Genomic DNA, 13,203 nt, shown 5'->3' on the forward strand with positions numbered 1-13,203 from the left:
GGGACGATGACCTCCGAGCTCACCTGGCCCCTGATCATCGACGCACTGCTGACCGGTCGCGACCTCTCGATCAGCGAGGCCACGTGGTCGATGGACCAGGTGATGACGGGCGACGTCACCCCCGCGCAGTTGGGTGCCTTCCTGGTGGCGCTCCGGGCCAAGGGCGAGACCGTGGACGAGATCGTGGGCTTCCGTGACGCCGTCCTGGCGCACGCCGTCGCCCTGCCGGTCGACACCATGGCTGTCGACATCGTCGGCACGGGCGGCGACCGCTTCGGCACCGTGAACGTGTCGACCATGGCCTCCGTCGTCGTCGCCGCCACGGGCGTGCCCGTCATCAAGCACGGCAACCGCGCTGCGAGCTCGTCGTCGGGCTCGTCGGACGTCCTGTCGGCACTCGGCATCGACCTCACCATCGGGGCCGATCGCGTCGCCGCGGTGCTCCAGGAGGCCGGGCTGACCTTCGCGTTCGCCGCCGCCTTCCACCCGGGCTTCGGCAACGCCGCCGTCGTCCGGCGCGAGATCGGCGTTCCCACCGTGTTCAACTTCCTCGGGCCGCTCGTCAACCCCGCCCGGCCGGAGGCCAGTGCGGTCGGCGTGGCGTCGCTCGACAAGGTGCCCTTGATCGTCGGGGTGTTCCAGACCCGTGGTGCCACGGCGCTGGTGTTCCGGGGCGACGACGGTCTCGACGAACTCACGACGACCGGTCACAGCCACATCTGGGAGGTCACGGCCGGGTCGGTGACCGAGCACGACCTCGACCCGCTCGAGCTCGGCATCCCGAGGGCCAGCATCAGCGACCTGATCGGCGGAGACGCCGTCCACAACGCCGGCGTCGCCCGGGAGGTGCTGGCGGGGGCGCGGGGACCGGTGCGCGACATCGTGTTGCTCAACGCCGCGGCGGGCCTCGTGTCGTACGGGCTGGCCGCCGATCCCGGTCAGCGAGAACGCCCCCTCCTCGCCCGGTTCCGTGAACAGCTCGAGGTCGCGGCCCGGGCCGTCGACTCGGGGGCGGCGATCGCCAAACTCGACCAGTGGGTGGCGGCGACGCGCGCGTCCTGACCGTCACCGCGCCTCCTGACCGTCACCGCGCCTCCTGACCGTCACCGCGCCTCCCCGCCCTCGCGGCACGTCCTCGTGACCGGGGACGTGCCGGGCGGGACGACGAAGGGCCCGTCCTCGCGGACGGGCCCTTCGCACGGCGTGGATCAGTTGACGTCTTCGTCGACCCAGTCGAAGGTCTTCGTGACGGCCTTCTTCCAGAGGCGGAGCGTGCGGTCACGCTCGTCCGCGTCGATGTTCGGCGTCCAGCGCTTGTCTTCCTGCCAGTTGGCGCGGAGGTCGTCGAGGGTCTCCCAGAAGCCGACCGCGAGACCGGCCGCGTAGGCCGCGCCGAGTGCGGTGGTCTCGGCGACGACGGGTCGCACCACGGGCACGTCGAGGATGTCGGCCTGGAACTGCATGAGGGCGTCGTTGGCCGTCATGCCACCGTCCACCTTCAGCTCGGTCAGGTCGACACCCGAGTCGGCGTTCACGGCGTCGAGCACCTCGCGGGTCTGGAACGCGGTCGCCTCGAGGGCTGCGCGGGCGATGTGCCCCTTGTTGACGTAACGCGTGAGGCCGACGAGGGCGCCTCGGGCGTCGGAACGCCAGTAGGGCGCGAACAGGCCGGAGAAGGCGGGCACGAAGTAGACGCCGCCGTTGTCGTCGACGGTCTTGGTCAGCTCTTCGACCTCAGGCGCCGAACCGATCATGCCCAGGTTGTCGCGCAGCCACTGGATCAGCGAGCCGGTGACGGCGATCGACCCCTCGAGTGCGTAGTGCGGGGCCGCGTCGCCGAGCTTGTAGCCGAGGGTCGTCAACAGGCCGTTCTTCGAGTGGACGATCTCTTCGCCCGTGTTGAAGATCAGGAAGTTTCCGGTGCCGTAGGTGTTCTTCGACTCGCCCTGGTCGAAGGCGGCCTGGCCGAAGGTCGCGGCCTGCTGGTCGCCCAGGATGCCGGCGATCGGCACCTCGCGCAGCAGGCTCGACGCCTCGACGGTGCCGTAGACCTCGGACGAGCTCTTGATCTCGGGGAGCATCGACTTCGGCACGTCGAACGCCTCGAGGATGTCGTCACGCCACTGGAGCGTCTCGAGGTCCATGAAGAGGGTGCGCGAGGCGTTGGTCACGTCGGTGACGTGGACGCCGCCGTCGGTGCCGCCCGTGAGGTTCCAGAGGACCCAGGTGTCGGTCGTGCCGAACAGCAGGTCGCCGGCCTCGGCCTTCTCGCGGGCACCCTCGACGTTCTCGAGGATCCAGACGACCTTCGTGCCCGAGAAGTACGTGGCGAGCGGCAGGCCGACGATCGGCTTGAAGCGCTCGACGCCGCCGTCCGCCGCGAGGCGGTCGACGATGGGCTGCGTGCGGGTGTCCTGCCAGACGATCGCGTTGTAGACGGCCTTGCCGGTGGTCTTGTCCCAGACGACGGCGGTCTCGCGCTGGTTGGTGATGCCGACGGCCTTGATGTTGTGACGCGTGATGTCGGCGCGGGACAGGGCCTGGCCGATGACCTCGCGCGTGTTCTCCCAGATCTCGGCGGGGTCGTGCTCGACCCAACCGGCACGGGGGAAGATCTGCTCGTGCTCCTTCTGGCCGGTGGCCACGATCGAACCCGAGTGGTCGAAGATGATGGCGCGGGTGCTGGTGGTGCCCTGGTCGATGGCCAGGACGTAGTCGGTGTCGCTCACGGGTGGAACTCCTTCGTCGTTGATGGATGCGGCTCGCACAGAGGCCCGGGTCGGTCCATTCGAGCGGACGGGCCCGAGCCTCTGCTGGGAGCGGGTGGTGCGATCGGGGTCGGTCGGCGCGGGTGAGCCGGCCTCGGCCGATCAGGGGGACGCCGGGGTCAGGCGGCGAGGGGGAGGAGCGGGAAGGACAGCAGTGCCGCGAGGGCACCGCCGACGAGGGGGCCGACGACCGGCACCCAGGCGTAGGACCAGTCGCTGCCGCCCTTGCCCTTGATGGGCAGGAAGGCGTGGGCGATGCGCGGTCCGAGGTCACGGGCCGGGTTGATGGCGTAGCCCGTCGGGCCACCGAGCGAGGCGCCGATGCCGACCACGAGCAGGGCGACGGCGAGGCCGCCGAGCGGGCCGAGGTTGGCGGCGTTCGGCGAGGCGCCGTTGGTGATGGCGATGATCGTGAAGACCAGCACGAAGGTGCCGATGATCTCGGTGACGAGGTTCCAGCCGTAGTTGCGGATCGCGGGGCCGGTCGAGAAGACGCCGAGCTTCGTCGCGGGGTCGGGCTCGTCGTCGAAGTGCTGCTTGTAGGCGAGCCAGACGACGACCGCACCGATGATCGCTCCGACCATCTGAGCCAGCACGTAGACGAGGAAGGCCCCGAACGTGATGTTGCCCAGGATGAGCTGCGCGATGCTGACGGCCGGGTTCAGGTGTGCCCCCGACGAGTACGAGGCCAAGATCCCGACGAAGACCGCGAGGCCCCAGCCGAAGTTGACCATGAGCGTCCCGCCGTTGAAGCCCTTCGTCTTCGTCAGCGCGACGTTGGCGACGACGCCGCCACCGAGGGTGAGCAGCAACGCGGTGCCCACCGTCTCTGAAAGAAAAATCAATCCCAGGTTCACGTCGACCTTCCTTGTCGTACGGCGGGGCGACAGTGCACCCGCGGTGAGCGTGTGTCAACACCTTAGTGCTGTGATCACACGCGATGAGAAGGAAACATCGGGTGTTTGCACATATGTGCATCGGGGTGCCCTGGGAGTAGGTTGAGCGGCAGCCTGATGCCCTCAGCACCGTGTCCCGCGCCGCGAAAGGTACTTCGATGAAGAAGCTCATCAACGATCCGTCCGATGTCGTCGACGAGGCCGTGGCCGGCTTCGGCGCGGCTCACGCCGACCTGGTCGTCGTCTCCCACGACCCGACGTTCGTGCGGCGGGCAGCGGCCCCCACGCCGGGCAAGGTCGCGATCGTCAGCGGTGGCGGCAGCGGTCACGAACCCCTGCACGCCGGGTTCGTCGGGTTCGGCATGCTCTCGGCCGCCGTGCCCGGTCCGGTCTTCACCTCGCCGACGCCCGACCCGGTCGTCGCCGCCACGCAGGCCGTCGACGGCGGAGCCGGGGTGCTCTACATCGTCAAGAACTACACGGGAGACGTCCTCAACTTCGAGACCGCCGCCGACCTCGCCGAGGCCGAGGGGATCACGGTGCGGTCCGTGCTCGTCGACGACGACGTGGCGGTGAAGGACTCCCTTTACACCGCCGGTCGTCGAGGCGTGGCCGGCACCGTCGTGGTCGAGAAGACGGCGGGTGCCGCGGCGGAACGCGGCGATTCCCTCGACGCGGTGGCCGAGGTCGCCCGTCGCACGAACGAGGCGACCCGGACCATGGGCGTCGCGCTCACGGCGGGGACCGTCCCGCACGCCGGCGAGCCGAGCTTCACGTTGGCCGACGACGAGATCGAGATCGGCATCGGCATCCACGGCGAGCCGGGGCGAGAGCGCGTCCCGCTCGAGCCCGTCGACGCGGTCGTCGACCGTCTGCTGGCGGCCGTGACCGACGACCTCGGGGTCACGTCCGGTGACCGGGTGCTGCTCTTCGTGAACGGCATGGGGGGCACGCCCCTCGTCGAGTTGTACATCGCCTACCGTCATGCCGCCGAGGTGCTCGAAGGTCAGGGCGTCGAGGTGACGCGCAGCCTCGTCGGTTCGTACGTGACGTCCCTCGAGATGCAGGGCATGTCGATCACGGTGACGCGCCTCGACGACGAACTGACCGAGCTCTGGGACGCGCCGGTCGAGACCGCCGCGCTCCGCCGGGGGCGGTGACCCGGCGCCGCCGGACCCGACGAGACCACGCCACGCCGACACCACCACACGGTCACACCGCTGCACCGCTGCATCGCACCACGGCGTGACGCCGCACCACCGCACCACGAGAGGAACGACGACCGCATGACACTCGACGCCACCTGGACCCGGGCCTGGATCGACCGGACGGCCGACGTCGTCGCCGCCGAGCACACGGCTCTCAGCGAGCTCGACCGGCAGATCGGCGACGGCGACCACGGCGAGAACCTGTCGCGGGGCTTCACCGCCGTGCGCACCCGGCTCGCCGACCTGCCCGCGGACGCGACGCCGGGTGCGGCGCTCAAGCTCGTCGCCACGACGCTGATCTCGACGGTCGGCGGCGCCTCGGGTCCGTTGCTGGGCACGGCGTACCTCAAGGGGTCGGCGGCCCTCGGCGACGCCACCGAGCTCGACTCGAAGGCGGTGGTGGCGTTCCTCACGGCGGCTCGCGACGGAGTGGTGCTGCGCGGCAAGGCGGAGGTCGGCGACAAGACCATGATCGACGCCTGGACGCCGGCCGTCGACGCCGCCGCGGCTGCCGCAGCCGGGGGAGCGAGCCCCGCGGACGTCCTCCGCGCGGCCGCGGACGCCGCCGCCGCCGGAGCCGCGTCGACCGAGCCCCTGGTGGCCCGCAAGGGTCGGGCCAGCTACCTCGGCGAGCGAGCCGTCGGCCACCGGGACCCCGGCGCCCAGTCGTCGTCCCTCATCATCGCCGCGGCGGCGGACGCCGCCGACGGCACGACCAAGGAGTCCTGAGCATGCCCACCATCGGAATCGTCGTCGTCTCGCACAGCACCAAGATCGCCGAGGGCGTGGTCGAGTTGGCCCGCCAGATGGCGCCCACGACGACCCTCGTCGCCGCCGGCGGCACGGACGACGGCGCCATCGGCACGAGCTTCGACAAGATCTCGGCCGCCCTGGCCGAGGCCGGAGCCGGTGGGGGAGCGGTCGTCCTCTGCGACCTCGGCTCGGCCATCCTCACGAGCGAGACGGCCGTCGACTTCCTCGACGACGCCGACAAGGAGCGCGTGATCATTGCCGACGCCCCGTTGGTCGAGGGCACGGTGGCCGCGGCCGTCGCGGCCGAGACCGGGGGAGACCTGGACGCCGTCGCCGCGGCGGCGCGCACGGCGACGGGCGTCGCGGACGCCCACGCCGACGAGCGCGAGCTGCGTGGCGGGGACGCCATCGAGCGCTCCGCGGTGCTGGTGAACGAGTCCGGGCTGCACGCCCGGCCCGCCGCCGACCTCGTCACGCATGCGTCGAAGTACCAGGCCGACGTGACCGTCAACGGTGTCGACGCGAAGAGCCTCCTGCGCATCATGGGGTTGAACGTGGGCGTCGGTTCGACCGTGGCCGTGATGGCCACGGGCCCCGACGCCGCCGCGGCCGTCGACGACCTCATCACGCTGATCGAGGGCGGGTTCGGCGAGAAGGCGAGCTGACCGCCCCGCGCGACCCGTGCCTCCCGGGCGCCGACGTCAGCGGCGGCGCGACCACTTCGTGAGCAGCATGTCGCCCGAGAGCAGCACGTGGTCGAGGCTCAGGCCCTCGAGCGCCATCGCCTCGCGGGCCGCGACGATGCGCGGCCCGGCCCCGCCCTCGAGGTTGGGCGAGACGGTCAGGCAGAGCTCGTCGACCACGTCGGCGGCCACGAGGTCGCCGAAGAGCGCCGGCCCGCCCTCGGTGTGGACCTGCGGGAGTCCTCGGTCGACGAGGGCCCGGACGAGGAGGCGCGGGTCGACCCGGTCGTGACCGCACGACACCACGTCGGCGACCTCGTCGAGTCGGGCCCTGGCGTCTCGAGGGGCGCCGTCGTGCGTCAACACCACCGGCCGCACGGGGGCGTCGGCGAAGACGCCGCTCGTCGGGTCGAGCCCGAGGGACCCGGAGACGATGGCGAACACGGGGTGGTCGGGAAGGCCGGCCGCACGGCGCCACGCCACCGCGTCGTCACCGAGGCTCATCGGGCCGTAGCCCTCGTCGCGGACGGTGCCCGCCCCGACGACCACGACGTCGCAGAGGCGGCGCAGCAGGTCGAACACGAGCAGGTCGGCCGGGCCGCCGAGGTCGCGCGTGCGGCCGGCGGCCGTCGCCGACCCGTCGACGCTCGCGACGAAGTTCGCCCGCACCCGAGGGTTCGCGCGGTCGCGCGGGGCGTGCAGGTCGACGAGGTCGTCGAGCGTCAGCGCCCTGCCGATCTGGGGGGGAACGGGGTGCAGTTGCGTGATGGTGGTCGCGGTCACGAGGCCCCTTCGTCGATGTTGTGGCGTTCCAGGACGGGGGCCCGCCAGCCGAGGATCGCCTCGACCATGCGGACGGCGTCGACGCTGGCCCGGACGTCGTGCATCCGGACGATGCGCGCGCCCTGCAGCACGCTGACGGTGGCCGCGGCGAGCGAACCCGCGAGCCGGTCGGGCTTGTCGCGGCCGAGCGACTCGCCGACGAAGTCCTTGTTCGACACCGCGGCGAGCGTCGGGTGCCCCAGGGCGGCCACCTCGGACAACCGGCGCGTGAGCTCGAGCGAGTGTCGCGTCGTCTTGTTGAGGTCGTGGCCCGGGTCGACGACGAGTCGGTCGTCGCGGACGCCGTGGGCCCGCGCGAGGTCGACCCGGCGGGCCAGGAACTCGACGACCTCGGCGACGACGTCGTCGTACCGGGGGCGCGGATGGGGGCGTCGCGGTGCCGCGAGGCTGTGGGTGACGACGAGCGTGGCGTCGGAGTCGGCGACCACGTCGGCCAGGCGGGGGTCGTGCAGCCCCGTCGTGTCGTTGATCACGTGGGCCCCGGCGGCGACGACCCGCTCGGCGACCTCGGGGCGGAAGGTGTCGACCGAGATCACGACGTCGGACCGGACGGCGAGGGCCTCGACCACGGGCAGCACGCGGTCGAGTTCGTCGGCGGGGGACAGTTCGGGCCCCGGTGCGAAGGGGACGCCGCCGATGTCGACCCAGTCGGCGCCCGCCTCGGCTGCGTCGACGGCGGCCTGCACCGCACGGTCGAGCGCGAAGGTGGCGCCCTGGTCGAAGAAAGAGTCGGGCGTCCGGTTGACGATCGCCATCACGGCGACCTGTCGTGAGAAGTCGAAGGTGCGTGCCCCGATGCGCCGCACCGGGACGTGCAGCGTGGGCAGGACGACGGCCGAGGCAGCGGCCCCGCGGGCATCGCCGGCGGGGTCAGGCACGGGAGGCGCCGATGAGGGCGACGGCCTCGGCGCGCGCCGCCGGCTCGGAGAGCACGCCCCGGCTGGCGAGCGTCACCGTCGTGCTCGCGGTCTGGCGAGGGCCCCGCGTCGTCACGCAGCCGTGCGACGCGTCAAGCACGACGAGGACTCCGTCCGGTCGGGCCCCGGCCTGGACGGCATCGGCGATCTCTTCGCCGAGGCGCTCCTGCAGCTGCGGTCGCGAGGCGACGGCGTCGACGACCCGGGGGAGCGCGCCCAGTCCGACGATGGTCTCGCCGGGCACGTAGGCCACGTGGGCGACGCCCACGAAGGGCAGCAGGTGGTGCTCGCACACGGAACGGAACGAGATGTCGCGGACGATGACGACCTCGCCGAGCTGGTGGCTCTCGGCCGGGACGGTGGCCTGGGCCACGAGGTCGGCGGCGTCGACCGTGAGCCCCGAGAAGAACTCGGCGTAGGCGTCGGCCACGCGTCGTGGCGTCGACTCGAGCCCGGGCCGCCCCACGTCCTCACCGATGGCGGCGAGCAGTTCGAGCACGGCGGCCTCGATGCGGGGCCGGTCGATCGGCGGGTGGGTCATCGCACCATCCTCTCAGGCGGTGGGCTCGGTCGTGCCGTCCGCCTCGTCGGCGTCTCGGTCGGCGCCGGCGGCGCGGTCGGCGCGATCAGCGCCGTCGGCGCGGTCGCGGGGGAGCGCCTCGTGGTGCCGCCGTCCGTGGCTGCGCCGCGCCTCCTTCATCTCGGCCTCGAACAGGTGCCTCCTGCCGCCCGCCAAGGCATCACGAGCGTTCTTCTCGTGCTCGCGGAAGGCGGCATGGTAACCGTCGTCGTAGTCCTCGACGAGCTGGTACGTCCACGGGCCCTCGACGACGTTGCGGCCCACGAGGTCGCGTTCGAGCAGGTCGGCGATCTCGGCGTGGCCGGCGTCCCGCAACGAGTCGACCGCATCGCCGAGCGCGAGGTCGGCCTTGCCGGTCAGGCGGTGGAACCCGTACAGGAAGCCCCGGGCCTGCTCGACGATCTCGAGTGCGGCCGAGAGATCGCCGAGTGCTGCCACGGTCGCGTCGTCGAGCCCGTCGGGTCGGCGGTGCGCCTCGTCGGGGCCGTCGCCGTCGGTGGCGTCGTCTGCTTCGGTCGTGTCGGTCGCGTCGGTCGTCATGCGACCAGGCAACTCCGAGGAGGCGCGACGCGCGCCGCCGGGGAGCGGCTGTCAGTCCTCAGATCAGCATTACTTGACATAATGTACATTATCAGTCACCCGGGGCTGGTCCGGAGAGGGGTTGGTGGCAACCCGTCCGGCACGCGCTGTCGGCCTGCGCCTGGCGCTGGTCGAGTCAGCCCCGGCCGAGCACCTGACGCAACAGGTCGGCCAGGTCGGCGGGTTCGACCGGCTCGTCGGTGGTCGCCAATTCGTCGAGTGTGAACCAGCGCGACGCGAGGATGTCGGTCCGCTCGTCGTCGGTCCAGTCGTCGTCGACGACCTCGAAGTGCGGCAGGCGCACGACGAAGAACTCGGCGTGGCCGTGGGTGTGGTCGGCGTCGTCCCACGGCACCTCGAAGTCGTCGACGCGCACCACGTCGCCGACGTGGGTCACGACCTGGCCGGTCTCCTCGTGCAGTTCACGGACGGCCGCCTCGACGTGCGTCTCGCCCGGGTCGACCCCGCCGCCCGGAGTGATCCACCGCGCGAACCGGCTCGTGTCGGGTGCGACCGTCTTCATCAGCAGCAGACGGTCGTCGTCGTCGAGGACGAGGAGTCGCGAGGTCGGACGCACGACCCTCTCGGTCACGAGGTGGCCCGCCTCAGACGATCGGCGCGAAGTCGCTGGTGTCGCCCACGAGCCGGGTGTGGTCGGCCGGGACCGGGTCGACGGCGGCCGACGCGACCTCGGCCGCGAACTCGGCGACGTTGTACAGCTTGCCCGCGCTCTCTTTGCGCGACGAGATGGCCCCCGGGTTCGACCGCTCGAGCAGCGTCGCCGTGATGGTGCCCTCGATCATGTCGCCCGAGACCACGACGAACTCGACGCCCGCGGCCTCGAGCTGGGGCAGCATCTCGCGCAGGGCGTCTTCGCCGGCGCGCTTGCTGAGGGCCACCGGCCGGTACTCGGGCATCGTCTCGGTGGTGCGGATGAAGTGCGCCTGGTGGCTGGTGACGAAGACGACGCGCGACCCCGGGGCGAGCAGCGGCAGCGCGGCCGTCAGCAGGGCCACCTGGGCGTCGCGGTTGAGCTTCAGGGCGTAGTCCTCGGCCATGCCGGTCTCCATGCCGCCCGAGGCGTTCATGACGAGGACGTCCAGCCCGCCCCACGCGTCGCGGACCGTGTCGAACATCGCGGTGAGGCTGGCGTCGTCGGTCAGGTCGGCACCGATCGCGATGGCCTCGCCACCGGCCTCCTCGATCTTCGACACGAGCTGCAGCGCCCGCTTCTCCTTGTTGCGGTAGTTGACGACGACCTTGGCCCCGGCCTCGGCGAAGTAGCGCACCGTGTCGGCGCCGATCCCCCGGGACGACCCGGTGACCAGGACTCGGGCTCCGGTGAGGGACTCTGCGGCGAGGGGATTGGACAAGGCGTGCTCCAGACTGTGCAAGGGGTCGGTCGGCCCGCGGGCCGGACTCGACCCTACCAACGACCCTCGTCAGCGTCGGTGGCGGGTGGTAGTTTCCATAACAGGGGAACGAGAGAAGGTCCACATGGACGTCCTGAACGATTTCGCATGGGTCGCGTGGGTCGCGCTCATCCTGGTGTTCGTCATCGTCGAGGTGACGACGCTCGAATTCACCTTCTTGATGCTGGCCATCGGCAGCGTCGGCGGTCTGCTCGCGGGGCTCTTCGGCGCGCCGTGGTGGCTGCAGGCGATCGTCGCCGCCGTGCTCGCCGTCCTGCTGCTGTTCACGGTGCGGCCTCCCCTTCTCCGAGCCCTGCGCCGAGGGGGCGACCCGACGCCCAGCAACGTCGAGGCCCTGCTCGGCCTGCGCGGCACCGTCGTGGTGCCGATCGGCTCCGACCCCGGGCAGGTGAAGCTGTCCAACGGCGAGACCTGGACGGCACGGGTGCTGTCCTCCCCCACGACGTCGGCGGCCGCCGACCTCGCCCTCGACACCGGGTCCCCGGTCGTCGTGACCGCCATCGAGGGGTCGACGGCGTTCGTCGCCCCCGCAGAGAGGTCCTGAACCCATGGACACCATCAGTGCCGGCACCGTCGTCACGATCGTGGTCGTCGCGATCATCGTCGTGCTCGTCCTCGTCATCCTGTTCCGCTCGGTCCGCATCATCCCGCAGGCGAGCGCCGGCGTCGTCGAACGACTGGGTCGGTACCACAAGACCCTCTCCCCCGGGCTCAACCTGCTCGTGCCGTTCATCGACCGGGTGCGCCCGCTGATCGACATGCGCGAACAAGTCGTCTCGTTCCCGCCCCAGCCCGTCATCACCGAAGACAACCTGGTCGTCTCGATCGACACGGTGGTGTACTTCCAGGTCACCGACGCCCGGGCCGCCACGTACGAGATCGCGAACTACCTGGGTGCCGTCGAGCAGCTCACGACGACCACGCTGCGCAACGTGGTCGGCGGGTTGAACCTCGAGCAGGCGCTGACCAGCCGCGACAACATCAACGGTCAGCTGCGCATCGTCCTCGACGAGGCGACGGGCAAGTGGGGCATCCGGGTGGGCCGCGTCGAGCTCAAAGCCATCGACCCGCCCCTGTCCATCCAGGACTCGATGGAGCAGCAGATGCGCGCCGAGCGCAGCCGTCGCGCCGCCATCCTGACCGCCGAGGGCACCAAGCAGTCCCAGATCCTCGAGGCCGAGGGCTCACGCCAGTCGTCCATCCTCAAGGCCGAGGGCGACGCGAAGGCCCAGGTGCTGCGCGCCCAGGGTGAGGCCGAGGCCATCGCCACGGTCTTCAACGCCATCCATGCCGGCGACCCCGACCCGAAGCTGCTGGCCTACCAGTACCTCCAGACCCTGCCGAAGATCGCCGACGGCACGGCCAACACGATGTGGATCATCCCGAGCGAGCTGACCGAGGCGCTGAAGGGCATCGGGCAGGGGTTCTTCGCCCCGCGCGACCCGAACGCCCCCGGGTGGACCCCGACCGAGGCGCCCAAGGTCTCCGAGATGGACGTCACGCCCGACCTGGCGTCGACGGTCGACCTCGAGGCCGAACCCGACCTGGGCTTCCCGACGGTGACCACGCCTGGTGGCACCACCGGCGGCACTCCTCCCCGAGGAGGCGCGGCGGGCGACGCTCCCGCCGGTCCCGCCCCCGAGGGGGGCACCGCGGGCACCGGGCCGACCACTCCCCCCGCGACCTCGTCGTGACGTCCGCTCCCCCGGTCTCGGCCGGCTGGTTCGCGCCGCCCGGGCCGCGCGTGCTCGCCCACCGCGGCCTGGCCGTCGAGGCGCCCGAGAACACCATGCTGGCGTTCGCCCTCGCCGTGTCGGCCGGAGCGACCTACGTCGAGACCGACGTGCACGCCACGCGCGACGGCATCGCGGTCATCAGCCACGACCCCGACCTGAGGCGGCTCGCCGGACGTGACCAGCGCCTCCTCGACCTCGACCTGGCCGACGTCAAGACCGTCCGGCTCGACGGCGAACACGAGATCCCGACCCTCGACGAGGCCCTGGACGCGTTCCCCGAGACGCGGTTCAACGTCGACCTCAAGTCGGACGAGGCCGTCGCGCCGGCGGTCCGGGCGATCAAGCGGGTGCGCGCGACGGACCGCGTGCTCGTCACCTCGTTCGACCATCGGCGCCGCCTCCGTGCCGTGGCGGCGCTGCCGGGCGTGGCCACCTCCGCCTCGTCTCGCGGCATCACCGCAGCCGTCGCCGCCGGGCTCGTCCCCGTCGCCGGCCTCCGACGCGCCCTCCTCCGGCGGGCGTTGGCTGGCTGCGGCGCCGTGCAGGTGCCCGAACGCAAGGGGCCCGTCCGCATCGTGACGGCCTCGCGCGTGGCCGAGTTCGCCGCGTTGGGCGTCGAGACCCACGTCTGGACGGTCAACGAGCCCGCCGTGATGGCCCGCCTCCTCGCCCTCGGCGTCCACGGGATCGTCTCCGACCGGGCCGATCTGGCCCTCGTCGAGGTCGGTCGCCTCGCGATCTGAGCGTCGTTCCCGCCTGCCCGGGCACTGTGAAGCGACTGTGAAAGCGCACGGCTCGGAACGGGCA

At 71.6% G+C, this 13,203-nt stretch carries 15 protein-coding genes; 7 read left to right on the plus strand and 8 right to left on the minus strand.

Annotated elements, in window-relative coordinates:
• Positions 1-6: 6 nt before the first annotated feature.
• Positions 7-1,062, plus strand: coding sequence for an anthranilate phosphoribosyltransferase (gene trpD, locus ASG05_RS00510; protein ID WP_056256110.1), 1,056 nt, complete (start codon positions 7-9; stop codon positions 1,060-1,062).
• A gap of 146 nt (positions 1,063-1,208) precedes the next feature.
• Here trpD and glpK read toward each other — a convergent pair whose 3' ends face one another.
• Positions 1,209-2,729: a glycerol kinase GlpK gene (glpK, locus tag ASG05_RS00515; RefSeq protein WP_056256112.1), complete on the minus strand. Its 1,521-nt coding sequence runs from the start codon at positions 2,727-2,729 to the stop codon at positions 1,209-1,211.
• A gap of 158 nt (positions 2,730-2,887) precedes the next feature.
• Positions 2,888-3,625 (minus strand): MIP/aquaporin family protein, encoded by a 738-nt coding sequence (locus ASG05_RS00520; RefSeq protein WP_082486191.1) that lies wholly within the window; start codon positions 3,623-3,625, stop codon positions 2,888-2,890.
• Positions 3,626-3,822: 197 nt separating this feature from the next.
• Between ASG05_RS00520 and dhaK the strand changes: the two genes are divergently transcribed.
• The 3 genes from dhaK to dhaM all read left to right on the plus strand — a co-directional run bounded on the left by dhaK (position 3,823) and on the right by dhaM (position 6,290).
• Entirely contained in the window at positions 3,823-4,824 is a 1,002-nt protein-coding gene (dhaK, locus tag ASG05_RS00525; RefSeq protein ID WP_056256114.1) for a dihydroxyacetone kinase subunit DhaK, read from the plus strand.
• A gap of 126 nt (positions 4,825-4,950) precedes the next feature.
• Positions 4,951-5,601 carry a dihydroxyacetone kinase subunit DhaL gene (dhaL, locus tag ASG05_RS00530; RefSeq protein ID WP_056256116.1) on the plus strand — a complete coding sequence of 217 codons (651 nt, stop codon included), beginning with the start codon at positions 4,951-4,953 and terminating at the stop codon, positions 5,599-5,601.
• A 2-nt stretch (positions 5,602-5,603) separates the two neighbouring features.
• Positions 5,604-6,290 carry a dihydroxyacetone kinase phosphoryl donor subunit DhaM gene (dhaM, locus tag ASG05_RS00535; protein ID WP_056256119.1) on the plus strand — a complete coding sequence of 229 codons (687 nt, stop codon included), beginning with the start codon at positions 5,604-5,606 and terminating at the stop codon, positions 6,288-6,290.
• Positions 6,291-6,326: 36 nt separating this feature from the next.
• Here the strand turns inward: dhaM and ASG05_RS00540 are convergent, their stop codons facing one another.
• The 6 genes from ASG05_RS00540 to ASG05_RS00565 form a co-directional block, all read right to left on the minus strand.
• Positions 6,327-7,091 carry a pyrimidine reductase family protein gene (locus tag ASG05_RS00540; protein ID WP_082486192.1) on the minus strand — a complete coding sequence of 255 codons (765 nt, stop codon included), beginning with the start codon at positions 7,089-7,091 and terminating at the stop codon, positions 6,327-6,329.
• On the minus strand, positions 7,088-8,029 hold the full coding sequence (folP, locus tag ASG05_RS00545; RefSeq protein WP_056256122.1) for a dihydropteroate synthase: 942 nt from the start codon (positions 8,027-8,029) through the stop codon (positions 7,088-7,090). The genes ASG05_RS00540 and folP overlap by 4 nt, the downstream gene beginning before the upstream one ends.
• On the minus strand, positions 8,022-8,609 hold the full coding sequence (gene folE, locus ASG05_RS00550) for a GTP cyclohydrolase I (RefSeq protein ID WP_056256124.1): 588 nt from the start codon (positions 8,607-8,609) through the stop codon (positions 8,022-8,024). The genes folP and folE overlap by 8 nt, the downstream gene beginning before the upstream one ends.
• Before the next feature lie 12 nt (positions 8,610-8,621).
• Positions 8,622-9,188 carry a hypothetical protein gene (locus tag ASG05_RS00555; RefSeq protein WP_369814022.1) on the minus strand — a complete coding sequence of 189 codons (567 nt, stop codon included), beginning with the start codon at positions 9,186-9,188 and terminating at the stop codon, positions 8,622-8,624.
• A 175-nt stretch (positions 9,189-9,363) separates the two neighbouring features.
• A complete protein-coding gene (locus tag ASG05_RS00560; RefSeq protein WP_255354529.1) occupies positions 9,364-9,804 on the minus strand; it encodes an NUDIX hydrolase in 441 nt (146 codons plus the stop codon).
• Positions 9,805-9,832: 28 nt separating this feature from the next.
• On the minus strand, positions 9,833-10,600 hold the full coding sequence (locus ASG05_RS00565; protein WP_056256131.1) for an SDR family oxidoreductase: 768 nt from the start codon (positions 10,598-10,600) through the stop codon (positions 9,833-9,835).
• Positions 10,601-10,724: 124 nt separating this feature from the next.
• On the opposite strand from ASG05_RS00565, the gene ASG05_RS00570 reads away from it, so the two are divergent.
• From ASG05_RS00570 to ASG05_RS00580, 3 genes are read left to right on the plus strand one after another with little or no spacing between them, the layout of a single operon-like run.
• Positions 10,725-11,204, plus strand: a complete 480-nt coding sequence (locus ASG05_RS00570; RefSeq protein WP_056256135.1) for an NfeD family protein — start codon at positions 10,725-10,727, stop codon at positions 11,202-11,204.
• A 4-nt stretch (positions 11,205-11,208) separates the two neighbouring features.
• Positions 11,209-12,354 carry an SPFH domain-containing protein gene (locus tag ASG05_RS00575; RefSeq protein WP_082486193.1) on the plus strand — a complete coding sequence of 382 codons (1,146 nt, stop codon included), beginning with the start codon at positions 11,209-11,211 and terminating at the stop codon, positions 12,352-12,354.
• Positions 12,351-13,139 carry a glycerophosphodiester phosphodiesterase family protein gene (locus tag ASG05_RS00580; protein WP_056256138.1) on the plus strand — a complete coding sequence of 263 codons (789 nt, stop codon included), beginning with the start codon at positions 12,351-12,353 and terminating at the stop codon, positions 13,137-13,139. The genes ASG05_RS00575 and ASG05_RS00580 overlap by 4 nt, the downstream gene beginning before the upstream one ends.
• The last annotated feature ends 64 nt before the right edge of the window (positions 13,140-13,203 follow it).

It is taken from the genome of Frigoribacterium sp. Leaf186, from assembly GCF_001423905.1.
Lineage (GTDB): Bacteria > Actinomycetota > Actinomycetes > Actinomycetales > Microbacteriaceae > Frigoribacterium.